The sequence below is a fragment of the Shewanella sp. SM29 genome (assembly GCF_025654245.1).
Taxonomy (GTDB): Bacteria; Pseudomonadota; Gammaproteobacteria; order Enterobacterales; family Shewanellaceae; genus Shewanella; species Shewanella oncorhynchi.
Map to the genome: position 1 here is coordinate 64,365 of NZ_JAKKRN010000008.1, position 23,002 is coordinate 87,366.

21 protein-coding genes, 1 tRNA gene and 2 pseudogenes are annotated in these 23,002 nt (G+C 45.4%); 10 read left to right on the top strand and 14 right to left on the bottom strand.

Annotation, left to right across the window (positions count from 1 at the left end):
• Positions 1-80 precede the first annotated feature (80 nt).
• Both rlmF and L5L77_RS07530 read right to left on the bottom strand, forming a co-directional pair.
• On the bottom strand, positions 81-1,181 hold the full coding sequence (gene rlmF / locus L5L77_RS07525) for a 23S rRNA (adenine(1618)-N(6))-methyltransferase RlmF (protein ID WP_263185034.1): 1,101 nt from the start codon (positions 1,179-1,181) through the stop codon (positions 81-83).
• Positions 1,182-1,239: 58 nt separating this feature from the next.
• Positions 1,240-1,668: a flagellar basal body-associated protein FliL gene (locus L5L77_RS07530; RefSeq protein ID WP_105250969.1), complete on the bottom strand. Its 429-nt coding sequence runs from the start codon at positions 1,666-1,668 to the stop codon at positions 1,240-1,242.
• Positions 1,669-1,783: 115 nt separating this feature from the next.
• On the opposite strand from L5L77_RS07530, the gene L5L77_RS07535 reads away from it, so the two are divergent.
• Positions 1,784-2,347: a chorismate--pyruvate lyase family protein gene (locus L5L77_RS07535; protein ID WP_263185035.1), complete on the top strand. Its 564-nt coding sequence runs from the start codon at positions 1,784-1,786 to the stop codon at positions 2,345-2,347.
• A gap of 101 nt (positions 2,348-2,448) precedes the next feature.
• On the opposite strand, the gene L5L77_RS07540 is transcribed toward L5L77_RS07535, so the two are convergent.
• On the bottom strand, positions 2,449-5,040 hold the full coding sequence (locus tag L5L77_RS07540) for an immune inhibitor A domain-containing protein (RefSeq protein ID WP_263185036.1): 2,592 nt from the start codon (positions 5,038-5,040) through the stop codon (positions 2,449-2,451).
• Positions 5,041-5,367: 327 nt separating this feature from the next.
• Positions 5,368-5,961 carry a YhgN family NAAT transporter gene (locus L5L77_RS07545; RefSeq protein ID WP_011848195.1) on the bottom strand — a complete coding sequence of 198 codons (594 nt, stop codon included), beginning with the start codon at positions 5,959-5,961 and terminating at the stop codon, positions 5,368-5,370.
• 483 nt (positions 5,962-6,444) lie between these two features.
• On the opposite strand from L5L77_RS07545, the gene L5L77_RS07550 reads away from it, so the two are divergent.
• Positions 6,445-8,097: a metal transporter gene (locus L5L77_RS07550; RefSeq protein WP_173497909.1), complete on the top strand. Its 1,653-nt coding sequence runs from the start codon at positions 6,445-6,447 to the stop codon at positions 8,095-8,097.
• Positions 8,098-8,158: 61 nt separating this feature from the next.
• Positions 8,159-8,962: an NRDE family protein gene (locus tag L5L77_RS07555; protein ID WP_263185037.1), complete on the top strand. Its 804-nt coding sequence runs from the start codon at positions 8,159-8,161 to the stop codon at positions 8,960-8,962.
• A gap of 39 nt (positions 8,963-9,001) precedes the next feature.
• On the opposite strand, the gene L5L77_RS07560 is transcribed toward L5L77_RS07555, so the two are convergent.
• Positions 9,002-9,454, bottom strand: coding sequence for a YybH family protein (locus L5L77_RS07560; protein ID WP_105250965.1), 453 nt, complete (start codon positions 9,452-9,454; stop codon positions 9,002-9,004).
• Positions 9,455-9,587: 133 nt separating this feature from the next.
• On the opposite strand from L5L77_RS07560, the gene L5L77_RS07565 reads away from it, so the two are divergent.
• Both L5L77_RS07565 and L5L77_RS07570 read left to right on the top strand, forming a co-directional pair.
• Positions 9,588-10,151, top strand: a complete 564-nt coding sequence (locus L5L77_RS07565; RefSeq protein WP_113941259.1) for a lysophospholipid acyltransferase family protein — start codon at positions 9,588-9,590, stop codon at positions 10,149-10,151.
• 26 nt (positions 10,152-10,177) lie between these two features.
• Positions 10,178-10,801: a LysE family translocator gene (locus L5L77_RS07570; RefSeq protein WP_263185038.1), complete on the top strand. Its 624-nt coding sequence runs from the start codon at positions 10,178-10,180 to the stop codon at positions 10,799-10,801.
• On the opposite strand, the gene L5L77_RS07575 is transcribed toward L5L77_RS07570, so the two are convergent.
• A complete protein-coding gene (locus L5L77_RS07575; RefSeq protein ID WP_263185039.1) occupies positions 10,798-12,066 on the bottom strand; it encodes a mechanosensitive ion channel family protein in 1,269 nt (422 codons plus the stop codon). The genes L5L77_RS07570 and L5L77_RS07575 overlap by 4 nt on opposite strands.
• A 209-nt stretch (positions 12,067-12,275) precedes the next feature.
• Here L5L77_RS07575 and L5L77_RS07580 point away from each other — a divergent pair, with 209 nt between their 5' ends.
• Positions 12,276-12,854: a porin family protein gene (locus L5L77_RS07580; protein ID WP_219235484.1), complete on the top strand. Its 579-nt coding sequence runs from the start codon at positions 12,276-12,278 to the stop codon at positions 12,852-12,854.
• A gap of 26 nt (positions 12,855-12,880) precedes the next feature.
• Here L5L77_RS07580 and L5L77_RS07585 read toward each other — a convergent pair whose 3' ends face one another.
• Complete coding sequence (locus L5L77_RS07585) at positions 12,881-13,273, bottom strand: DUF1090 domain-containing protein (RefSeq protein WP_105250960.1); 393 nt, start codon at positions 13,271-13,273, stop codon at positions 12,881-12,883.
• A 215-nt stretch (positions 13,274-13,488) separates the two neighbouring features.
• Here L5L77_RS07585 and L5L77_RS07590 point away from each other — a divergent pair, with 215 nt between their 5' ends.
• Together L5L77_RS07590 and L5L77_RS07595 are read left to right on the top strand one after the other, a co-directional pair.
• Positions 13,489-14,112 carry a DUF3157 family protein gene (locus L5L77_RS07590; protein ID WP_263185040.1) on the top strand — a complete coding sequence of 208 codons (624 nt, stop codon included), beginning with the start codon at positions 13,489-13,491 and terminating at the stop codon, positions 14,110-14,112.
• Between the two features lie 138 nt (positions 14,113-14,250).
• Positions 14,251-15,246 (top strand): DUF481 domain-containing protein, encoded by a 996-nt coding sequence (locus L5L77_RS07595; RefSeq protein WP_263185041.1) that lies wholly within the window; start codon positions 14,251-14,253, stop codon positions 15,244-15,246.
• On the opposite strand, the pseudogene L5L77_RS07600 reads toward L5L77_RS07595, so the two are convergent.
• From L5L77_RS07600 to L5L77_RS07615, 4 genes and pseudogenes are all read right to left on the bottom strand, one after another.
• Positions 15,229-15,440: pseudogene (locus tag L5L77_RS07600) on the bottom strand (VOC family protein); the annotation flags it as partial. The gene L5L77_RS07595 and the pseudogene L5L77_RS07600 overlap by 18 nt on opposite strands.
• A gap of 106 nt (positions 15,441-15,546) precedes the next feature.
• Positions 15,547-16,845, bottom strand: a complete 1,299-nt coding sequence (locus L5L77_RS07605; RefSeq protein ID WP_263185042.1) for a M23 family metallopeptidase — start codon at positions 16,843-16,845, stop codon at positions 15,547-15,549.
• A gap of 484 nt (positions 16,846-17,329) precedes the next feature.
• Complete coding sequence (locus L5L77_RS07610; protein WP_263185043.1) at positions 17,330-17,752, bottom strand: VOC family protein; 423 nt, start codon at positions 17,750-17,752, stop codon at positions 17,330-17,332.
• Positions 17,753-17,770: 18 nt separating this feature from the next.
• A pseudogene (locus tag L5L77_RS07615) lies at positions 17,771-18,409 on the bottom strand (MliC family protein).
• A 451-nt stretch (positions 18,410-18,860) separates the two neighbouring features.
• On the opposite strand from L5L77_RS07615, the gene L5L77_RS07620 reads away from it, so the two are divergent.
• A complete protein-coding gene (locus L5L77_RS07620; protein WP_168826895.1) occupies positions 18,861-20,189 on the top strand; it encodes a M48 family metallopeptidase in 1,329 nt (442 codons plus the stop codon).
• A gap of 128 nt (positions 20,190-20,317) precedes the next feature.
• Here L5L77_RS07620 and yedF read toward each other — a convergent pair whose 3' ends face one another.
• From yedF to fdhD, 3 genes are all read right to left on the bottom strand, one after another.
• Entirely contained in the window at positions 20,318-20,551 is a 234-nt protein-coding gene (gene yedF, locus L5L77_RS07625; protein WP_263169343.1) for a sulfurtransferase-like selenium metabolism protein YedF, read from the bottom strand.
• Positions 20,551-21,765 carry a selenium metabolism membrane protein YedE/FdhT gene (yedE, locus tag L5L77_RS07630; RefSeq protein ID WP_107946195.1) on the bottom strand — a complete coding sequence of 405 codons (1,215 nt, stop codon included), beginning with the start codon at positions 21,763-21,765 and terminating at the stop codon, positions 20,551-20,553. Before yedE ends, yedF begins: the two co-directional genes overlap by 1 nt.
• A 110-nt stretch (positions 21,766-21,875) precedes the next feature.
• Positions 21,876-22,712: a formate dehydrogenase accessory sulfurtransferase FdhD gene (gene fdhD, locus L5L77_RS07635; RefSeq protein ID WP_219254663.1), complete on the bottom strand. Its 837-nt coding sequence runs from the start codon at positions 22,710-22,712 to the stop codon at positions 21,876-21,878.
• A 141-nt stretch (positions 22,713-22,853) separates the two neighbouring features.
• Between fdhD and L5L77_RS07640 the strand changes: the two genes are divergently transcribed.
• A tRNA-Sec gene (locus L5L77_RS07640) sits at positions 22,854-22,948 on the top strand.
• The last annotated feature ends 54 nt before the right edge of the window (positions 22,949-23,002 follow it).

Below are 23,002 nucleotides of genomic sequence, written 5' to 3' on the forward strand. Positions count from 1 at the left end.
CTATTTTTACTTTTAATAAAAACAGGCGCCGTTAGCGCCTGTTTTGTTAGCAGTACTTAATTGGGTCATACTCAAAAGTCTTAACGGGCTAAGTGTTCACCGCGCCAGATTTTGCGCTTAGCTGCTGACTGGAAGCTCCACGCTAAAACCCGCGTAATTTTATTACCCTGCTGCATCTCAATCGTTTTCACAGTATCGACTTTCAACTGCGCTAAGGCTTGATAACAAGGTTTCAGGTTTTCCTTCTTCGACACTAGACTGCTAAACCATAAGCATTGATCTGCAAATATTTGGCTCTCACGGATCATAGTCGCTAAAAACTGTCGTTCACCGCCTTGGCACCAAAGTTCAGCTCCTTGACCACCGAAATTCAGCTTAGGCGCAGCCTTTACCAAGCCACCCCGATTGAGCTGCAGATTATTCACCTTACGCTTTGTACCTTCGCTCGCCTCAGCCATAGAGGCATGAAATGGCGGATTGCACAGGGTTAACGCAAAACGTTCTCCGGCTTGAATGATTCCCTTGAAGACCGCCTTATCATTTGGCTGTAATCGTAAACTTATCTGCCCTTGCAGCACTGGGTTTTGCTCAATAATACTCTGCACATTACTGAGTGAACCGGCATTAATATCCGAGGCGACAAATTGCCAACCGTATACTTGGCAACCCAATATGGGATAAATACCGTTCGCGCCAGTACCGATATCTAATACCCTAGTCTTATCCAAAGCAAATACATCATCGCCTTCGGCTAGAAGGTCTGCTAAATAATGTAAATAATCGACTCGACCGGGAATAGGAGGACATAACGCTCCATCAGGAATATCCCAAGATTCAATCCCATAATGATGTTTCAGTAGCGCCGCATTAAGGATTTTAACCGCTAACGGATCGGCAAAATCGACCGATAAAGCCCCATAAGGCGTGGGTCGAACAAAGGCTTTTAGCTTAGGGAATGAACTCATCAGCGCCGGAAAATCATAGCCGTTCAAGTGTACATTTCGAGGATGCAAAGCTTTTTTGATCTCAGCACTAGGCCTGTTTTTGACCGACTTGGCTTTGCCTTTCACCTCCGTTCTAGCCTGCTTTGGTGCTTTAGTTTTTGCATGACCAATGTTGGCTGTACTCGTTAGGCGTTTCGCAGTCACTAATTGGACGGGTTTCACGGCAGGTTTTGACATAATAGCTCTTGTAACGCAATGGGCCGACCTGAGTCAGCCCATGGAATGGGGCAGTAAATTAATCGTACAGATAAGAGGTAAACAATAAGTTTACGATCAAGGGTTTGCCAGCTTCTTTGGTGATCAAGTTGTTGACCATTTCAAAGCACTCACGACGAATCTCTTCACGACCCGTGAGCGACTTAATCTTCTCTTCCGATTGATTGCCTAACACTTCAACAATTGCGGCTCGCAATAATGGATTATGGAGCTCAATTGTCACTAGATCATCTGGACTCTTTACCATTAACTCAACGCTAATCTTCACAAAACCCAATTTCTTGCGATTAGAAATGTAGTTAGTGACAATTTCGGGTTCGAAACCATAGTAGGCATACTCACCCGTAGGTGGGGTTGCTGCTGCAGGTGCAGCTTCTTTTTCATCGGCCGCATAAACACTGAAAACACTTGTAAACAGGATAAGACAGACTGAGAGTAATTTTTTCATAGCGACTTACGGCTCCCTAAAACAATAATGGTAATGGAAGAAACTTCCCAATCTATCTGCTCGCGTCGCGACATGCTAGACTGCCGACGTTTGTTTATATTGTAACGAGTATTTAATGAATGTGACTAGCTTAAGCTTTCCCTATGGTGAATCTATTCAGTGGTTTTCAGCCGATCTAGCCGACAAACTCCCTAAATCGCCCTTGAAAGAATGGTTGCTTGCCACTGGCAGCCTAACGCAAAAACTCAAAACTTGCTGTGCTCAATTTGAAGTAAAGATACTAGGCGAAGGACTGCATGCTCCCTTAGAGGGCGAATATCCCCAGCAAGGTGCTGTATGGATCCGTGAAGTCTTGCTTTGCCTCGACTCGATACCTTGGGTATTTGCCAGAACCTTGATCCCTGAAAAATTAATGGCCGAGCGCAAAATGGATTTCCTTAGTTTGGGTACTCGCCCCTTAGGTGAATTACTGTTTAGCCAAGATAACTTCATCCCCGGTAGAATCGAAGTTGCCAGTTTCGAAACCTGTAGTCGCCTTGCCCACTTAGCTGAAAGTTTAGATCAAAATGTCGAACATGCACTCTGGGGACGCCGCCGCTATTTCCATCACGGTGAGCATGAAATGATCGTCAGCGAAATCTTTCTGCCAGCGGCCGAGCAAGCTATCAGTCAGTTGTAAACTTTAGATTTCACCCAAAGCTTAGTCAGAATTTAGCCTCAAGACAGATAAAAAATGCCTCTAGATCTGAGGCATTTTTGTTCGGATTTCAAACAATCAACTTAGTGCACATTTAACTGGCGGCGCCAAGTCAATAAGCTAAGGAAGGCAAGGCTTAACCAACCTAAGCTGCCGCCACCTGAACTCTCACTGGCCGGCGGAGTTACTGGAGGCGTAACAGGTGCAACAACCGTTACCGTCGAACTGCTAATCGCCTTAGTATTTTGCGCATCTGTCACTGTAAGCTTCACAGTATAAGTGCCCGCCTTCGCATAGGTATGGGTTGGCGCCGTGACAGTGCTTGTCGTGCCATCACCAAAATCCCAAGCGTAGGTTAATGCCCCCATGCCGCCATCAACATTACTGGTGAAGTTCACCGCTAATTGACTAACTGTCTTACCAAAACTGACAGTTAACGGCGCTATAGCATCAGAGTTCGCATTCGCAAGACGAATAACCGCAGTACTATTGTTGCTGGCTTGAGATAGTACCTGCATTGTCAACCCTAGCTGCTGCAACACCATACCTGACTGTGGCTGTAGTGGCGCGCTGTAATCTAAGCTGTCATCGAACAGGCTGACAGCATCGCGATGATTGTCCTCCAAATAGAAGGTTTGATTTACTGTACTAAAGGCCGCATCACGAATTTGCACGTCGGTAGAGCGAGTGCCAATCATATTTTGGTCAGCATCAATCACGCCAATCAAGCCATGGCCAGCATGGTCTGAAACGTTATTGTCACTGTAGCTAAAATTTTCTAACCAGAGTAAAACTCCGGGATCAAAGCTTTTTGCTTTCAAACCCGCATCGACACCATTATGGCTACGCAGCTGGATAATATAACGAGACTGAGATTTGGGATCCGGACGAGAATCCTTAATCCGGCTATAGCCGTAAAACGTCATTTTATCCGCGACTTCAGCGTTATCACTATATAACTCAGTGGTATTTTGTTTAACGCTGATGTTATCAATAGCGATCCCTGACTTAGAGGTTAAATCATCGGTGACATAGTTGATCTCAACAGCAACAGATTTTCCAGAATATGCTGATAAATCATATTCTAATGTTACCCAAGCATCACGACCTTCCGCCTGAGCAAGCGCAGACGATTCACCAGTGATGATATGACGAGCGCTATTTATCCCATTGTTCGACTTAGTGTAATTACCCGCAATGGCCGCACCATCCACTTTCACCTGCATGTAGTCAAAGTCAAGTTCAATACTCCAACTGGCCTTCATACTCAGAATCAGTTTATCTGTGGTTACGGCAGGTAATTTAACATTAAAAATCATGCTGTTATTCAGCATATTTCCTTGGCCAGAATAGTACTGATAACTGCCCTGATAAGGTGTTTTAAAAGGAATTAGCGTTGGAGGAAGTGGAATAGAGATCTGATTAACCGCCTGATGATTAACCGCCTCATTCAACGTCACTTCCATGCCTGATTTGGGAATGCTATCTAAGGTGATTTCACGTTCATTCAACCACTTACCTTTGTATCTTTTCTGTAGATAAGATCGAGCATAAGGGCTAAAACCACTCGGCTGAGCGCCAGGAATAGCACCAGCCCAACTACCACCAGACATTAAAGACCATAGCCCCACAGGCGAGCCGTCTTTCTTATCATTTTCAGAGGTATCGTACTCATCAGGCAGACCTAGATCATGGCCAAACTCGTGGGTACACACGCCCGTTGCCGCATCAATAGGCTGGATTGTATAACCGAATACTTTTTTGTTCGTACCAGGAAGCGCATAACCATTGGTTGCTTGGTCGACATAATATCGATGCGACCATATCGCACTCGATCCTAGTTTTCCGCCGCCGACCTCTTCGCCTACGCTAGAGTGGAAAATCATCACATGGTCGATAATGCCATCGGGCTCATCGTAAATACCGTTATTGTTCAAATCATTCTGATCTTCAATATCATAGCTAGCCAGCTCTGCTTCAGACATATTTGCAACAGCTTGAGATACGGCTTCTTTTACCAATTGTTCGACCTGTGAATCACTACGGGTATCTGGATCATTAACACCATAGTATTCAGCATTTTGCGAGGCGGTATACCAGCCCTTCACATCCCCAGTAAAGGAGAAGGTTTGCCCAGAAACCGCTTGATAATATTGATACCCCGAATCTAACGTCTGCCCCTGTGGACCTTTGAAGCCCGTAGGCGAAAAGAGTAATTCCTTGTAGTGGGACGCAGGATAACTCGGGTAATACATGTCTGTATCCCCCGCTTTTAAGCCATTGTCATCATGTTTTAGATCAGCAAAATCCACTAATACTGTGAGCACTTTAACGGTTTTCTTTACATCCGCATCGGCCTGTAAACGCTGTGCAGGTGAGCGCATCATTTGCGATGACTTAGCTCTTTGTAGACGCGCATGTTCAGCTTCAACTTCGATGCGCGGCGCTTTGGGTTGTGCCAAAGTGGCGCGATGAATATAAGCTTCTATCGCCTCCTGCTTTACGCTATCACTGGCATCGGCGGCCACTTCGCCACGCTTAATCAACCAATATAAAATTCGATCTTTATTAATCACACCCGCATCTGCAGGCGTATGATTCGGAGCGGCAATACTCGCGCCGCTAATCAATGCCAACATCAGTCCAAACGCTGTTACGCCTTTTGTACTTCGCATTTTTAACATCCTTCTGTAACAGCTAACGCCGTTTACGCCATTCTATTTATTGAGACTAGTGTCTCTTTGTATTAAGACAAATTGCCTTTAATTAGTAACCTACTCGGGGTTTATCCGTCTTCAAGTGATAGAGACAGAGTTTTCGACATTAGCAGCACTGCACCTCAGTAACAACTTGATACACCTGTTCGCAGGTAAGATTTGCACTTTTGTCAGCAAATATTCAGCAAACCTCTGTGCTGACTCAATTCCAAGCCAAATCTCAGCCATAAAAAAAACCGCATTAACAACGTTAATACGGTTTCGTTTTGATCAAACTAGATAAAGTTAGCCAGCGGTTTTCAGATAGTTTGAAATACCGTCGAGGAACATTTGCACTGAGATCATGACCAGCACCATACCCATCAAACGCTCGACTGCTGTGAGCCCCTTTTCCCCCAGCACACGGGTGAAAAGTTTATAAAACATTAAGATCACCGCACTCGCCCCCCAAGCTGACACTAACGCTATGGTCCAATCGCCCATACGTGAGCTATCGGTATGCGCCAGTAAAATCAAGGCTGCAAGAATCGATGGGCCAGCCATCAAGGGAATAGCCATAGGCACGATAAAAGGCTCTTCTCCCGCGGCTAATCCAACGACACCACCGGGTTGGGGGAAGATCATCTTAATCGCGATCAAAAACAGAATAATACCGCCTGCAATACTCACAGATTCGGAACGAAGATTTAAGAAACTTAAAATGGCTTCACCCGCATAAAGAAAAGACAGCATGATCACTAAGGCGAAAAGTAACTCTCGGATCAGTACCTTACGACGTTTCTTGGGATCGATATGTCGCAGAATCGATGCGAAAATCGGCAAATTCCCCAAAGGGTCCATGATCAGAAACAACATTACCGCAGCAGAAAATATATCCATTTAACGTATCAACACCCAAGCCAACATAAGCCCATATTATATACCCAAACAACCTAAAGATGCAGGATTCAGCGGGAATGTAACGCACTTTAGGCAAGGCGGTTATTTGCGGACCTAGTGGGCTAAGTTAAAAATAACCAACACGGCATAAAGTACGTTACAACCCGCCGGAACGGAGCGCCTAGGGAGCTCCACTTCCGTGTTGCAACAATTCAAAAGGTGGCCGACATTCTGTCATTGATGCGCCTTGAATTGAAGCACCCTAGGCGCTCTGAAACTCGTATCTTCAGGTAGCTTGGGTATAGTACCTTTTCTCGAGTTAGATCCGAAAATTTCTCCGCAGAATGGTCAAAGTGAATAAAATTCTCCCCTTCAAAACACAGTATAAAATGTCAGTTGAGTAAATTGCCTGCAAGTCACTGCTCACTTTGCTTTACAGCTGGTATACTATGGCGTTTTTTCAGCAAATTTTCCGTGGAATCCATGCTCTATCTTCTTGCTAGCTGTATCGCACTCTTAATTGGCCCTCTGTTTTATCGCTACTTCTCATCGAGTAGTGGCTTACAAAAGGGGCTCGATGGTTTTATATTCGTCTCATTAGGCGGATTAGTGCTGATCCACATCTTGCCAGAATTACTCGAGCATGGTGGTATGCTTGCGATCGTCTTTGTACTCCTCGGCATCTGGGGGCCTACCGCCAGCGAACGCCTATTTCACCGTTATTCAGAAGTCACCCATAATTTTACGCTTTTCTTGGGTATTGGTGGCTTATTACTGCATACCATCACCGATGGCACCGCTATGGTTTTGGCGCAGCAAGACGATAACTCCATTCTGCTAGCTCTTGGTGTCATACTCCACCAATTACCCGTCGGTTTTGCAGTATGGTGGATACTTAAACCCCATCTCGGAACACGTTGGACACTTATGATCTTTGCAGCCCAGATGCTATTTACAGGCATAGGCTATTTCGCCGGTGAGCAACTACTTCCTTATTTAAATATCGATGACACTGTCTACTTACAAGCCTTTATTACAGGCACAATTCTGCATGTGGTACTACATCAACCCCATGGTCAGCATGAAAGTGATACGCAAGGCAAATATGAATACCAAGCTGGCATAGGTAGTTTGCTCGGCATCGGTTTACTCGTGATGCTGCTATTAATGGATTCAGGCGGCCACGAACATGCCCACCATGATCACAGCACAGAGCAATTAATAACTTGGCTATTAAAGCTCGCACCCGTGTTGCTGCTGAGCTATGGTGCGGCTGCGCTGCGCTTTAAATTAGGTTTGACGCCGCAGGATAGCAGTTTAGCCCGTCGCTGGTTCCAACGCTTAGCTGGGCCTGAAGCCTTAGTGATCACAGCTCTACTTCTTGGTCCTTGGTTAGCATTATTCCAATTGCTTGTAGTGTTTATTCTGAGTGCGTATTTAAGCCATGCTAACGTCACCATTACCGATCCACACACTAAATTACCCAGCAATTCACTGCGTTTCGGCTTTGCTCATTTAGTCGATCGCAGCGCACCTTGGATTTTACTTAGCCTAGTATTAGTGAATTTAATTGGCCACCCTTCAATGCCCTTAAGCAATCCATTGCTACAGGTTGTTGTGCTATTACTTGTATTTTTACCTATGCGTTTCTGCAACTTAGGCGCCGCCGTACTCGCTCTTGCACTGGCTTATAGTGGCTGGAGTCCTATTGCGATTATGATGCCGCTGATTGCAGCACCTGTACTCAACATAGCTCAGCTTAAGTTAATGACATGGACGCAAAGGGCAATATTACTGAGTATTATTGCGCTGAGCTTAGCCGCAGCATTACGCTTGCCACTATGGTTCTCCTTATTTACCTTGCCTGAAGTCGTGAACTTAATTGCTCTACTGATCCTCTCAGGGGTGTTTGCCGCCAGCTTACTGCGCTTAGGTCCACGTAAATTTTTACGCCGCTTAATGCTCAGCAAACCTGCAGTTCATGCGCATAGTCACGCCCATAGCCATTCCCACGAGAATACACATACTCACGAATCTAGCGCTTCGCACACAGACGAGCAGAAACCTGTTGTGACACCTAGTGCCGATAAACATGCACATGAACACACAAAAACAGATAAGCACTCGCACCACTAACGCTGTTCATTTGTGAGCAGACAGGCTAAGTTAATCTACCTTTGGATTAATTTAGCCTGCTATGTGCATACTCTTTGTCGCCATTAATGCCCATCCTAAGTATCCCTTAATCATCTGCGCCAACCGCGATGAGTTTCATCATAGACCAACTGCGCCAGCGCATTTTTGGCCGCCGGAAGAAAACATACTCGCGGGTAAAGATCTGCAGGCCGGTGGCACTTGGTTTGGCATCAATAAACAAGGACAAATCGCAGGCATAACCAATCTGCGCGTTCCGCAAAAGAACCCTGAAGCCATGCGTAGTCGTGGCGAGCTAATTACTATGACGCTCAACTCAGGGTCGCTCGTGTGCCCTAATTGGCTCGTTGAACATAGCGACAATTATCAGCCGTTCAATCTCATCTTCGGCCAAGGCACTGACTTATATTGTTTTAACAGTATCAATAAAGACACAGTAAAACTTGCCGATGGATTTCATGCCATTAGCAATGGTGCACTCGATGATATTTGGCCGAAAATGGCGAAGGGACAGCAGGCGTTAGAAGCGGCAATCAGCCAGTCCAGCAGTATAGAAGTGCAAGTACTGTTACAACTAATGAAAGACGATTCCCAGCCGCAAGATAATGAGCTGCCTAATACGGGAGTCGGGATCGAGTGGGAACGGCGTTTAGCTGCGATTTATATTCGTCACCCCGACTATGGCACCCGCTCCACCAGCATTCTGCTTGAAGATGCTGAGGGCGGTATGCATTTCACCGAAGTGAGATACGATGGCAAAGGTAGACAGCTTGGACAGCAGGATTTCCATTTAACTCTGCCCGCCGAGCCGCCCACCAAACCAGACTGTTTATTATCGCAAATCTAATTTGAACGGCAGTGCAGCACTGAGTGTAAAGGACACGGTTTAGTCTGAACTGTGGTCCATAGTGATCACCCAACGATCGTCGATTTTTTCAATCAACAGAGTAAACACGCCCGTTGGGGCATCTTTTATCCGCCGTAAATCCCAGCGCCCAACAACCATAGCGGCGTAATTACTGAGCATTTTTATTTCTTTGATAGTGAACTTCAGTTCACCAAGCGCTTCTTTATTTGGATAATTTTTCTTATAGGCAGCGAGAGTTTCTTCCCAGCCAAAACGAAACTTACCATTAGAGACAAAACGCAGTTGATCACTCTTCCAATAGCCTTGCATATAAGCATCGAGATCGCCGCGATTCCAGGCGTCTTCTTGGCCTTTAAGCATCTGCGTAATTTCATCCGTCGGCACCGCATTAACATGACAAGTCAGCAAGAGTAACAGCGCCGCAAAAACACGCTGCCAGATAACCTTGTTTAATAGTCCATTTTTCAACATAGTATCATTCCCCCACAATCAATCAGGTTAAACTGTACTATACCGAATTCAGTACAGACTATCTTGTTTAAGCCAGTTTAAAATCTAAAAAAGCTGATGATATTATTAATTTTTCGACTCTGGGCACCGAACTATGTTTACACCACTTTGCCGTTGGCTACTTAAAACTTCAGGCTGGCAGATAGAAGGCCAACTGCCCGACTGTGCTAAATACATCATCATAGTTGCGCCGCACACTAGTAACTGGGACTTCATTGTCGGCATTTTAGCCCGTGGCGCCCTAGGTATCCGCATTCACTTTCTCGGCAAACACCAACTCTTTATCCCGCCTTGGGGCTGGTTTTTCCGCGCCATTGGTGGCAGTCCGGTGGATAGACGCAAGAACAACAACTTAGTCGATGCCGCCGTGCAGTTGTTTGAGTCAAAATCCGATTACAAGTTAGCGTTAGCGCCTGAAGGCACCCGTGGCCCAGTGACGCGCTGGAAGTGCGGCTTTTATCATATCGCCAGCAAGGCCCAAGTACCCATTACACCCGTTGGCTTAGATTTTAGCCGCCGCACTGTCGTTATCCGCACGCCACTGCAACCCAGTGACGATATCGTGACCGACATGCAAGAGATTTTGAGCTTCTATCGCACCATTAAAGGCCGTCATCCTAAGGTGATCCCTGATTTTATAGCGAGTGCTAAACATTAACATTTATTCCATTTAGAGCAGCAAATATGCAACCCGAAACTTGGTTACTCTATCTCTTTGCCATTGTATTGATTGGGATTTCACCCGGCCCTATCGCTATGTTATCTATGTCCCATGGGATCCACTTCGGCAAGATGCGTAGCATAGCGACTGGTCTTGGCAGTGTTAGCGCCGCTTTAATCTTAATGATGGCGTCAGCGGCAGGACTGGGGGCGATTATTAGCGCCTCAGAATACGGTTTTACCCTGCTCAAATGGTGCGGTGCGGCCTATTTAGTATTTTTAGGTATTAAGCTGTTATTGACGAAAAACCAAGGTCAAGCCCTTGAAGTTAGCCCGTCAGAGGGCAAAGGTACGCCTTGGCTGCTTTATAAGCAGGCGTTTCTAGTGGGGATCAGTAATCCGAAGGATTTACTGTTTTTTGCCGCCTTGTTTCCGCAATTTATCAATCTTGCCGCGCCGCAATTACCGCAACTGACCATTCTTGCCGTCACTTGGGCCGTGGTGGATTTTAGCTTTGTGATGATTTACGCCAGCATGGCCAATGTGCTTGCGCCCGGCCTAAAGGCGAGCAACAAGCTGCATTGGTTTGACAGAACCAGCGGCGGTGTTTTTCTTACCTTAGCCGCGATTCTGATCAGTCGAGACTAACCCTCGACCTTCACCGATTTTAAACTACGAATGTCATTGCCGGTGGGCGCTTGGAACGCCTGCAGACCAAACTCAGGCAATATTGCAAAAACATGGTCGAAGATATCTGCTTGTATCGCCTCATAAAATGCCCAGCGAGTGTCGTTAGTGAATATATAAATCTCGATCGGTAACCCTTCAGTGGTCGGCGCTAATTGGCGTACCATTAAGGTCATATCCTTGTGGATTTTATCGTGACGCTGTAGGTATTCCTGCAGATAAGCGCGGAAAGTGCCGACGTTAGTCAAATGGCGGCCGTTCACTTTCATATCGAGATCCGACACTCTGGCATTCGACTCACGAATTTCGTTTATTTTTGCGGGGAAATATTCTTTTAAGCAATTGATCTTACTGAGACGTTCGCGCTCTTCCTCGGTCAAAAACTTTATGCTGTTGATATCGATATTGATCGCGCGTTTGATCCTGCGACCGCCCGACTCAGACATACCCCGCCAGTTGCGAAACGCATCCGACACTAAGGCATAAGCAGGGATCATAGTGATGGTTTTGTCCCAGTTACGCACTTTCACTGTGGTCAGCGAGACTTCTTCTACCGCACCGTCGGCGCCGTATTTGTCCATCTGGATCCAGTCGCCTTTACTCACCATACGGTTAGCCGCTAACTGAATGCCCGCCACAAAACCTAAGATAGTGTCGCGGAACACTAACATCACAAAACCCGTTGCCACACCTAAGCCGCTGAGGAAGTACACAGGTGATTGATCGGCCAAGATTGAGATAGAAACGATAATCCCAACAAAGAATAAAAATAGCTTAGTTAACTGTACGAAACTCTTAACAGGCAAGCGCCGACTCACCAGATTCACATCTGAAATTTCATCAACCGCATCCATACCTGCATACATAGCGCGGATAATCAGCACCACTAACCAAATACTCAGTAATCGGTCAACAAGCCCGCTTAGCAGTGGATGCTCAGTCAGCGCGATTGGCACCAATAGATTAAGTACGATAGCGGGCACAAGCATGGCCAGCTTTTCAAGCACCTTATAACGCATGAATACATCGTCCCACGTCGCCTTAGAGCGCAGGATCACCATATTCACCGCACGAATCACCACGCGTCGGACAATAAAATAAGCGATACTCGCTAACAGTAAGCAAGCAATGACCATAACTGTGGTCGATATTCCATCAGAGGGTTGGCTATCAATCCCAAAGCCCGCTAACCATGCCGAAATTTCGAGCCTTATTTCCTGATCCACAATTTCACTCCAACGTAGGTGCTAGCGCAACAAACCCATACAAAGGTAACTGCCGAGTTGACCTCGGTTAAATGTCACCCTAGAAAACACTCAAATCAAAACACAAAACATTTACAAATACTTATTTTAAAAGAGATTTTAGCATTTTGAATTGACCCCGCACACAGGAAAATGAACAATATTTCCCCTATCCCTAAGGAAACCATCCCATGTGTCGTCATTCATATACGCTAGCCTGTCTTAGCATTGGACTCCTGAGCCTATGCCAACCGCTTCAAGCGGCCGAATATAGCACTTCTAAGCAATTAGTTAGGCCAGATAAATCAGACGAAACTGCCAATGCACCTTATATCGCCCTTATGCTCGATTATATTCCCGCCACAGATAATCTCTATGGCATTACAATCGCCCCCTATCATTTCGATAACAATTACCAACAATGGGGTTATTACCTAGGCTATGCCCGCAGTCGTGAAACCGATATTATCGTGCCAGAACCCGCGCAGTCCTATCGCCAAGAAAGCCTCTTCCGCTTAGGCTTAAGCTACAGCTTAACGGCAGATTTAAGCTTTTATGCCGGCGGCAGTGGCTATATCAGCACAGTGTCTTACACGAATAACATTTCACCCAAAATTGTCGATGGCAAACCCACATGGGAAGAAGATAAAACAACCCGTTGGGGCGCAGAAGCTGGGCTAAGATATCGAATCACTGAGCACTTCATACTGAGTGCCGGTTATAACTCCAGCACAGAATCCACTATTTTAAGCATAGGTTACGCGGGCTAAGCTCCTAGCGATTGGGCTTGAGCTATTTATTGCGTTAGCTCGGCTCGCGCCTTAGCAAGATCAGCCTCGACTTCGGCGACTTTATTGCGTTTCTTGTTGATTTTATCCATAGAACGACCTTCTTCTATGGCTTTGGCCAATTCGTTTTGGCGCTCGGTGAGTTTTTCCTCTAAGGCCTCAACTTTAGCGACTCGCTCGGCGTATAAGCTATCATCGTCGCAATGGGTTGAAACTTCGTCATAGGCCTTTTCAAGTCCCGCGACTTTATGCTTATTACCTGCCGCTTTTGCTTGGGCAAGTTCGGCACTAATAGCATCTAATTTCGCCGCGCAGCCCACTTTCGGTGCTTCAGCAGCCAAAGTGACAGTGCTAAATGCCAATCCAATCACTAAGCCATAAATTCCATGTTTCATCTGCATCTTAATCTCCTGTTACTTTATTCATTGAGCATACCGCTCATGTACACCTATCTAATAGTGCCACAGTCAGCTAGCTCAATCTGTACTAGCGTTAAAATCTCGCCATTAATCCACTTTATTCATCAAAACACGACTTAGACAGTGACTAACATGCGGCAAATTGTTTATGTTAGGGCAGAATATTGACTCAGACGGATATCGGAGCCAGAAAATTAATGCACACTTCATTACGCCTTAGCGCACTTAGCTCATTGTTATTGCTAACATCATCGGTTATGGCGGCCGACGTAGCCAATATCACCCTAGAAAATGGCGCCCAAGTCAGACTCAAAGACGACTTTACCTGGGAATACGTGATCACTGAAACCAAAGCCGCGCCCAATGCCGCTGCAGCCGTAGCAAGTGCATCAAGCAATGTTGCCAGTGTCCCAAGTGCCGCAGTGACCACTCAAACTGTTGCTGCGCCAGTCACCACCTTGACCGCCACTGCGATTACCCAACCTGAGCTATTAGGCTCAACGGCAAAAGATGGGATCAAAGTCAGCTTTGCTGAAGGTCAATGGAAAGGCGACAAACTCGGACTCAGCTTCGATCTCGCCAGCACCAGCAATGAACACGTTACCTTAGTTGAAGTTGAAGCTAGCTTCTTCGCCGATAATGGTACTTTGCTCAAAACCGAAAAACTCGAAGTGTGGGAAGCCATTTTCCGCATGCCTGAGACCTATCTACGCAAAGGCGAACAGCGTAAAAGCAGCGTCATTTGGGTCGAAGGCATAGATAAATCCCAATGGCAGAAGCAGCTCATTAACCTCAAAATCACCGAAATTAACTCACGCTAACGGGCAAAGAAGTAAGGGATTGCGAACCCGTTTTCAATCCCTTATCAACACTTTTATCAAATGTTATTGCTTTGTAGAGCCTGTGTTCGAGTAGAATGACAACACTTACTCTCCCTTTATTTTGAGCCCACGAGCAAGATGCATAATCTGATATCCAATCCAGCATTGTACCTTGTTGCTACGCTCTGCAGTGTCAGCCCCTTGTGTTATGCCGACACAGTTTTTTTGCTCAATGGCGATAAAATTAGCGGTGAAATTAAAGAGTTTAACGATCAAAATCTCATCATCAACACCAGTTATGCCCCTAAAATTACCATTCAACGCAGTGCCATTCTCAGCCTCGAAGTCACAGATACTAGACCTTGGAGTGTCAGTCGTTCCATACAGGACATAAGAATTCAAGCCTCTAATGAACATGGCATGGTATTAATTAATAACCAGCACACTCCCGTGAGTGAGTTGAGATTTTCGCAGCACTATGCAAACTCAGATTGGAATTTTAACGGTAGTGTAGAAACCACACTTGATGTCACCAAAAACAAGAAAAATAGTCAGAAGCTACATATCAAAGGCGATATCACAGCGGAAACCTTGCAATGGCGACATAATCTCAAGACCGAAGTGCGCTATGAAACCGAAGATGACGTGACTAAGCGCAACACCCTCGAAGGACATTATTCATTAGACTATCTACTCAATGAGCATTGGCTGTTACGTCAGGAAGATTTTTATGAAGAAGATAAACTCGGCATCGATAGCCATAGCTATTATGCAGCGCTCGGTCCTGGTTATCGCTTTTGGGGTGCTGGGCGCGATAAATTAGACTTCGTCGTAACCTACAACCATTTTTGGCTTGAACAACAGTCCTTTAAACTAGAACTAAATGCTTGGGCGGCCTCACTTAACTATAAACAATATTGGTTTGGTGGCATTTTAGAGTCCTATGCCGATCTGCAAATTGCCTTCCCAGATATGCCTTCGATTGATTACATCTCAAACTCGACCCTAGGACTTAAATATCTGCTAACTCAGCGGATTTATTTGTCATTTAAATATGACTTCAATGACACTAAAACAGTGATAGGCAATACGAGAGATACCAGCTACACCTTAGGATTAGGGGTTAACTTCTAATCCTGGCTCCCGATACGCTAACCTGTGAGCCATAGGATGTTCATCATTCAATTGCAGTAAATCCCATAAGTTACCGTAGAGATCTTTAAACACAGCGACTGTGCCATAGTCTTGTTCTTGCGGCTCACGCGCAAACTCCACGCCATCGGCGACCATACGGCGATAATCACGCCAAAGTCATCGGTATTCAAGAAATAAAGTAGGGGGATATCCAAATAATTTGAGGGTCTAGCTAGCTTATCGATCAACGGTTTCCTCGCATTATATCAGCCCCTCGATTGAGGGGCTTTCTATCATGGATTAGAGACTTCCTGCATTATACAGCGGCGCCCAAGCGCACATTGTACGATTGTTACTTACATCAAACAGATTGAAACGACTACAGTTATTGTCATAGTTGTAACTACCAATGTTGATTATATATTGCCCCAAATGTACATCTTGCAACGACACATGACGGCCATCCTTTAATAATGAAAAATGCAAATGGGGCCCAGTTGAACTCCCACCTTCACACAAGGCTGCATTTTTATTATTTGCATAAATGCCCATCACGGTATTCTGGTTTACATATTGACCATTACGCACTGTAATTTGATCCATATGATAATAGTTAGTCGCCCAACCGTTAGCATTGGTCACCCGTACTTGGCAGCGAGACAACACATTGACAGTCCCATCATGTGCGGAAGCAACCGAATACGTCGGACTTCCCCATTGTGGCCAATCGTAGGATACATCGATTGATGATAGCGGATAGCCAGACCCAGTATGCGAATGAGCACCATTGGATTGCCATGAATATCCCTGTCGCCAAGGCATTTGCAACATGTTACTGGGTGGCAGACTACTCGCGGTAATATTCGCCAATGGGACGACTTGTTGCATCGACTGAGTTGAATCAGCTACAAGCGGATTTTTAGCAACGGAACTCATTAACAGCTCACGGTCAGTATTGCCAAATAATAATCTAAACTGCTCAATGAATGGGTCCAATCCCAAAGCGTGCTCACCCGTCATAACGGCATGTTGCTGTTGCTCTATCCTATGACCGTTTAACAAAGCCAATAATGCGAAACTCGATGCATTAACTGCGTCGGTACTTGGCGGGTATAGGCCTTTTAATTGAGACTCTTCATAGGCATAAAAACGTTGTGATAGCTGAGCCAATACATCTTGGAGTTGTTCCTCAAAACCCTGTTTATCCGATAATGTTCCCAAAGGTCGGTTAAGCGCTTCAGCTGTCGGAGACGAAATTAACTGAGATTGCATTTCCATCAAAGTCAGTATGACTTTGGGGTTAATACTATAATATCCAGCCCAATGCGTAATCGCCTCTTCTTTATCAATTAAGTCAGGAACATTGACGTAAATAAAGTCAGCTAAATCAAACTGCGACGCATCTACGCCATATAAAAATATCAGATTATTAAATGGCAGTAATACGCTAGGCATATCTACCATTTTTATTTCTTCTGCATCAATATGATACTGACTGGTTGGCATATCAGATGCCATCGATGGTAACGCTATTATCGCGGAGACACTTAACGCGCGGCCTATCCATAATGCCGTGCAACGTATTTTAAAAAAATTCATACTTATCATATTCCTTTAGTAAGTCACTCAGATTAAATATTATTTTCAAATGCCAGCTTGCTTTAGACGTAATGTTATTCACGACTAAATTTTTATAGCTAGAGAACATTAAAGAAGCTAAGTGACAATAATCGCCTATGCAAATAAGTGACGAATAAAACTGTCAACAAAAGCTGACGCTCATTAATTTAAATGTGAGTTAAATACTAAAGTACGAAAAAAGTGAATAGTTAATTATAAAAACCAAAGAATAATTTATTCGATAGATATTTAATTTTGAATAAAAACATAATGGCATTGACCAATCCATTATAAAATCTATCCGTTCCATAAGAATAGATTGAAATTTACAGTGAATGCCCAATAAAAATGATCAATAACTGAGAATTTTCGACGAACTTAACAGAGGTCAAACACAAAGAGTATTCCCAGTGTTTGACTCCATTAAATAGCTTACGCGGTAATTCATACGAAATACTGAATCTTAACTCATTCGCTTAGCCATGACATGATTCGGATTCAATTGCAGTAAATCCCATAAGTTACCGTAGAGATCTTTAAACACAGCGACTATGCCATAGTCTTGTTCTTGCGGCTCACGCGCAAACTCCACGCCATCGGCGACCATGCGGCGATAATCACGCCAAAAGTCATCGGTATTCAAGAATAAAAACACCCGCCCACCCGCCTGATTACCGATAAAATCAAACTGCTCAGGTTTAGACGCCCGCGCTAACAAGATAGACGCGCCCTTAGAACCCGGTGGGGCAACAACGACCCAGCGCTTATCTTGCTCGGCTTGATAAGTGTCTTCGACTAATTCGAATTTCAATTTATTCACATAAAAATCAATCGCCTCGTCGTAATCTCTTACGACTAAGGCGATATGCACTAGAGCTTGTTTCATGGCGACCTTAAATCAATCCTATTTGGTCACCAGTTTACAGGTCATTTCTGGTGCTTCGTAGCCCCAAACCACTTTAGCTTCGCCTTGATGTTCCCATAGGCTTTCATTGCGGCCTTGATACTTAGCGCCGCTGCCGCTGGGTTGCACAAACATTAATGAAGTACTATCACCATGTTCAGCAATCAGGGTGGCAGGTTCGGTTTTAAAATAAGTCACGACCACTTCGTTAGCAGGATTGCCGTCACAGGCATAAAACACTGGGCCGGTCATGTCGACTAAACGATATTGTGCCTGCAGTTCGGCAATGCGGGTTTGATAGCTAGATTCAATACACGCGTGCTTATCGTCGCTCTTTCAGCATTCATTACGGCCTTTCACCCAACCACGTTGCATCGCCTTTAAAGTAGGAGGTTGTTCATTCTTCGCTTTTTCAAGCGCTTGGCTATAAACCTTAGCTAACTGATTATCAAGTTGGTTCAGCCCTGCATCCTTACAGACCATGTCTTCAATACTGCCAGCATTCACTTTCGTGCAGTCAAAAGAAGGTGCGTTAGCCGCCATTGCTCCCACACTTAACGCGCTAACCATCATGCCTGCGGCACAGTACCATTTGAAACCCAATCGATTACTTATCATCTTATTTGTTAACTTAGCCATCTCAATTCCTTTATATTTCTGTGGTTTGTTTTAACGCTTGCCATAGCTAACCCTATATAGGCTTAACCGAGCCTGACTCAAAGCACTCTGCCTTGAAGAACCATGCCTTAAAGTGCACTCATAGTGATGTGATTTACTTTTATCTCGGTTCTAACTTAAGACTTAACCCTCAGCCGATATGCTGCGAAAACACCTAATTCTAGTGCGCTGCGAGGAAAATGCCCAGAGACTAAGAGCCACTTACCAACCTATGTCCGCCTGCATAATCGGACTCTCTAGCGCTAAAAAACCACAAAATCCTGATGAAATCGACCTACTCCAATTTGCGCATAGCTGATTAAACTAATGACAAAACGGTTAATTTTTTGCTTTGTACACGATAGTGGTTGAATTTTCGAGTAAAATTGACTACTTTCACGCCGTTTGTCTCTTCACAAGGAAAAGGATCAACATGGAACAAGTTATTACCGCAGGGAACGAGAATCCCATTCAAATGACAGATATTGTCTATTCGAAGGAAAAATCGCTGTTCACTCTGTTAGCTATTATTTCTGGGATCGTCTGGGCGGCATTGATCATAGGCACTTTTGGCATGGCGCTGCTCTATGTGTTGATGTTTTTCATTATTTATCTCTTTAGCCACTCCGCCTTTATCAGCTACTTAAAAGGCACGGCTGTCGAAATCAATGCAGAGCAATTTCCTGAATTACATAAACAATATTTAGCCTGTTGCGAACGTTTAGAAATGCGCGAGCCACCACGCGCTTACTTATTGGCCGCTGATGGCATGTTAAACGCACTGGCGACACGCTTCCTCGGTCGCAACTATATAGTGCTATTTTCATCGATTGTGGATGCGCTTGAGTCAGATAAAGATGCGCTCAACTTCTATATCGGCCACGAGTTAGGCCATATTCGCCGCAATCATATAGGTAAAGCGCCCTTCTTAGTCTTCGCCACTTGGTTACCTTTAGTGGGTGCGGCTTATTCTCGCGCCTGTGAATATACCTGCGATCTCCACGGATTACGTTGCTGCAACAGCTTACGTTCAGCCACAAATGCCGTTGCTGTGTTAGCCGCTGGTGTCGAGCAATGGAAACGTATGAATGTGGATCAATATATCCGCCAAGCCAGTGAGTCGAGTGGTTTTTGGATGTCGCTGCACGAGCTTAATGGCAGCTATCCTTGGTTGACCAAGCGCATGGCGAGAGTCCAAGCCAAAGCACAAGGAGTGGAATATGCACCGCCATCACGCAGTGCATGGGCCTATGTACTCAGCTTCTTTATGCCACGTTTAGGCACAGCGGGCGGTGGATTGATAATCTTCGCTGCGATTATTGGTATTGCTGCAGCTGTCGCGTTGCCAGCGTATAAGGACTATCAAGAGAAGATGGGTGCCACCACGAGTTATGAGGCACCAACCACGACCGAAGCCACACCAGCAGCATTGAATGTACCCGATGCGGCACTGGCCATTGCCAGTATCGACCAGCAACATCAAGCACTGGCACCGATCACTGACATCTTAGTCGGCTACTATCAAACCAACAAAGCTTGGCCAACCGAATTGGATGTGCTTGGACTCACGGACGAGCAGATTGCGACATTTAATCTGTACACAGATGGCATAGTCGGTTTTATAGGAAGCGAAGCACTCGGGGATTATCAAGGCTATGAAGTCTATTTATCGCCTCAAGTTGATGAGCAAAATAATATCACTTGGGTTTGCAGCAGCAACGGTATTCCGGATGAATATCTGCCAGTAGATTGCCAAGGCTAATCCTGAATTTGCCCAATTAGCTGAAAGAAACTTTTACTGAGGAAGCTAATTGTATTTCCTGAGGAAATAGTAAAAAGCACAAACATAAGTTTGTGCTTTTTTGTTTTCATAATCGCGAAGGTCAGTGATTAACGCTGGATAAGATAACGAATAGTCGGACCATTCTGCTCAATTTCCAGCACTTTATAACCATGATTTCTAGCGTCGAGGGGAATGTTGTTAATAGACTGCGGGCAGTCACTAATCACCTCGAGAATTTCACCGGGCTTTAACTTTGGCATAGCCTCAAGGGTAGCCACTGCGGGATAAGGGCAAGGTTCACCCACCATATCGAGTTGATAATCTGGAATATATTGAGCCATTACGCCGCCTCCGCTAGCAATTGTTCATCACGCTTCGCCTTACGAGCAAAGAAACGTTTTTCCCACAGCAACATAGCGCCAAAGGAGAGCCCCAGCAGCACATAGGTCAGCAATAATCCGCCTTTATCGCCAAAGCTGGTCAGTAAATTAACTTTGTCCCAGTTCGTTGCTAATGGCTGAGCGATATCATCCCAGTAATACGCCAGTAAGGTTGAACCCAACACGTTACCTAAGCCCACCCACCAGAAATGCACTTGGCCTTCGACTGCACGATACATCCAACCCGTTTCACAACCACCAGCCAGTACAATACCAAAACCAAACAGTAAGCCGCCGATCACCGCATTAGGGCCAGCCCACATGATCTTAGGTGGCACACCCAGTTGCACATAGCTGTAAATGCCTATCGCACTGACCGCCATGCCTAAGATAATCGCCTTCGCCATGTGAGTACGACCAGTGATCCACATATCGCGGAACGCTGAGGTAAAGCAGATTTGCGCCCGTTCGATTAATAAACCAAAACCAACACCACAGAGCATAGCAATGCCTAGTTTAGGCGCATTGAACATAGTCAATAACCCCCAACCGACGATGCCTACAAACACCAGCATACCGATACGGAAACGACGTCTAGCTTGGTTTTCGTCCTGCTTGATTGAAGTCGCTTTATTTACCTTTTTCAGTTTTATCGGAATACGGAACATCGGCAGTAAGGTAAATCTTGCACCAAAGTAAGAGCCTGCCGCAGTCGCCAAAGCAAAGAACCAAGCATGTAAAGAGAACTGAGGAATACCCGTGAAGAAGGCGGCAAGGTTACAACCCATAGCTAAACGGGCACCAAAGCCAGCAATAATGCCGCCGATCAGTGCCTGAGCAATACGGATACGGCTCTGTGGCATACGCAGTTTGACGTTATTGGCCCAAAGCGCAGCGGCAATACAACCACCAAACATACCGATAATCATCATGCCGTCGATACGATCTAGAGGAGAGCCCTGCAGACCTATCACTTTGAAATAACCCCAGGTTTCAGGCTCTGCACCTAAAAACTGCAGTAAATGACCACCCCAACGAGTGAATTCCCCAGTAACAGCCCAGAAGGTTCCGGTCAAACCAAAATAGTAAGTAGAAAGGATACCCGCAGCGATAACCGCTGGCATAGGTGCCCAAAAACGGACTAAATATTCTTGTTTAAATTGTTGCCATGTCATGTCATTACCCTAATGAACGAGACTATAAAAAATAAGCGCAATGCGCTTATAACCTGTGTGCCAGAGTGATTGAAGTCGTTCGACAACTTCAATCTCAAGTGGCCTCACGCTTAAATGGCTTTAGCTAAGCTGACACACTGCTGCCCCAACAGGCGATAACCGTGGGTGTAAAGCGTTGCCCTGCCATTACGGCAAAATCCGATAAGCGTGATATTGCTTTTCTCTGCTAATTCCAACGCCAGTGAAGTCACGGCGGACATAGCAAACAGAATTTGGATATTGGCACTAGCGGCCTTTTGCACCATCTCAAAACTCGCGCGACTGGTGAGCAATACGGCCACTGGACGTTCCACATTGTGAGCGGAAAAGGCGCCAATTAGCTTGTCTAGTGCGATATGCCTGCCGATATCCTCATAGGCGGCGATGATCTGTCCTTGATGGTTAAGCCCCATGGCCGCATGAGTGGCGCCCGTCAGCTTAAAATGTTGTTGATTATCTTGAATTTGCCCAAGTGCGACCTGTAAGTGTTCGATATCGAATCTGGCATCTGAGTCCACCCGCATCACAGGCTTGACGGCCTCTTCGAGCTGGGCGACGCCGCACAATCCACAACCTGTGCGCCCCGCCATATTGCGCCTTTGTTGCTTGAGTTCCATAAAGCATCGTTGGTTGATTTCCACTTGGATCAACACGCCTTCACTGGTGAACTCGAGCTCCACCCCTTTGATATCATTGATATGGGAAACGATACGTTCAGATAACGTAAAACCAATAGCGAAGGCTTCTAAATCTTGAGGACTCGCCAACATCACGGTATGCGCTATGCCGTTATAGACCAGTGCGACTCGCACTTCATTAGCTAAGTAGTCAGTCAGCTCAGATGCGTGCCCATGTTCTAACAAGACTACGTTTCTTTCTGTCACCACTTCATGTGAATGATATTCCATAGCGCCCCTTTAAAACTATAAAACCAAATAAAAACAATTAGTTTGATGACAATTTAAGACTTGTATCACAAACCCATAAACTAAATAAGAATCGCCTTGAATCATCCTTACGCATTTTCTACTATCCCTAAGTCTTCTATTGGAAGAACGTCGTCTCCGGTGAGGCGTCCGGATTTCAAATCCGGGTAGGGCTGCCAGCAGTCCTGGGTAGGTTCGACTCCTATGTTCTTCCGCCAATTCTCATGGGAAAAAAACAACTCCGCATCCCGAACTTCTCGGCTATTACTTCG

What these genes read in the sequence shown, in the direction of transcription:
- rlmF (WP_263185034.1), bottom strand. Translation starts at nt 1,181, where the DNA reads ATGTCAAAACCTGCCGTGAAACCCGTCCAATTAGTGACTGCGAAACGC.
- L5L77_RS07530 (WP_105250969.1), bottom strand. Translation starts at nt 1,668, where the DNA reads ATGAAAAAATTACTCTCAGTCTGTCTTATCCTGTTTACAAGTGTTTTC.
- L5L77_RS07535 (WP_263185035.1), top strand. Translation starts at nt 1,784, where the DNA reads ATGAATGTGACTAGCTTAAGCTTTCCCTATGGTGAATCTATTCAGTGG.
- L5L77_RS07540 (WP_263185036.1), bottom strand. Translation starts at nt 5,040, where the DNA reads ATGCGAAGTACAAAAGGCGTAACAGCGTTTGGACTGATGTTGGCATTG.
- L5L77_RS07545 (WP_011848195.1), bottom strand. Translation starts at nt 5,961, where the DNA reads ATGGATATATTTTCTGCTGCGGTAATGTTGTTTCTGATCATGGACCCT.
- L5L77_RS07550 (WP_173497909.1), top strand. Translation starts at nt 6,445, where the DNA reads ATGCTCTATCTTCTTGCTAGCTGTATCGCACTCTTAATTGGCCCTCTG.
- L5L77_RS07555 (WP_263185037.1), top strand. Translation starts at nt 8,159, where the DNA reads ATGTGCATACTCTTTGTCGCCATTAATGCCCATCCTAAGTATCCCTTA.
- L5L77_RS07560 (WP_105250965.1), bottom strand. Translation starts at nt 9,454, where the DNA reads ATGTTGAAAAATGGACTATTAAACAAGGTTATCTGGCAGCGTGTTTTT.
- L5L77_RS07565 (WP_113941259.1), top strand. Translation starts at nt 9,588, where the DNA reads ATGTTTACACCACTTTGCCGTTGGCTACTTAAAACTTCAGGCTGGCAG.
- L5L77_RS07570 (WP_263185038.1), top strand. Translation starts at nt 10,178, where the DNA reads ATGCAACCCGAAACTTGGTTACTCTATCTCTTTGCCATTGTATTGATT.
- L5L77_RS07580 (WP_219235484.1), top strand. Translation starts at nt 12,276, where the DNA reads ATGTGTCGTCATTCATATACGCTAGCCTGTCTTAGCATTGGACTCCTG.
- L5L77_RS07585 (WP_105250960.1), bottom strand. Translation starts at nt 13,273, where the DNA reads ATGCAGATGAAACATGGAATTTATGGCTTAGTGATTGGATTGGCATTT.
- L5L77_RS07590 (WP_263185040.1), top strand. Translation starts at nt 13,489, where the DNA reads ATGCACACTTCATTACGCCTTAGCGCACTTAGCTCATTGTTATTGCTA.
- L5L77_RS07595 (WP_263185041.1), top strand. Translation starts at nt 14,251, where the DNA reads ATGCATAATCTGATATCCAATCCAGCATTGTACCTTGTTGCTACGCTC.
- L5L77_RS07605 (WP_263185042.1), bottom strand. Translation starts at nt 16,845, where the DNA reads ATGAATTTTTTTAAAATACGTTGCACGGCATTATGGATAGGCCGCGCG.
- L5L77_RS07610 (WP_263185043.1), bottom strand. Translation starts at nt 17,752, where the DNA reads ATGAAACAAGCTCTAGTGCATATCGCCTTAGTCGTAAGAGATTACGAC.
- L5L77_RS07620 (WP_168826895.1), top strand. Translation starts at nt 18,861, where the DNA reads ATGGAACAAGTTATTACCGCAGGGAACGAGAATCCCATTCAAATGACA.
- yedF (WP_263169343.1), bottom strand. Translation starts at nt 20,551, where the DNA reads ATGGCTCAATATATTCCAGATTATCAACTCGATATGGTGGGTGAACCT.
- yedE (WP_107946195.1), bottom strand. Translation starts at nt 21,765, where the DNA reads ATGACATGGCAACAATTTAAACAAGAATATTTAGTCCGTTTTTGGGCA.
- fdhD (WP_219254663.1), bottom strand. Translation starts at nt 22,712, where the DNA reads ATGGAATATCATTCACATGAAGTGGTGACAGAAAGAAACGTAGTCTTG.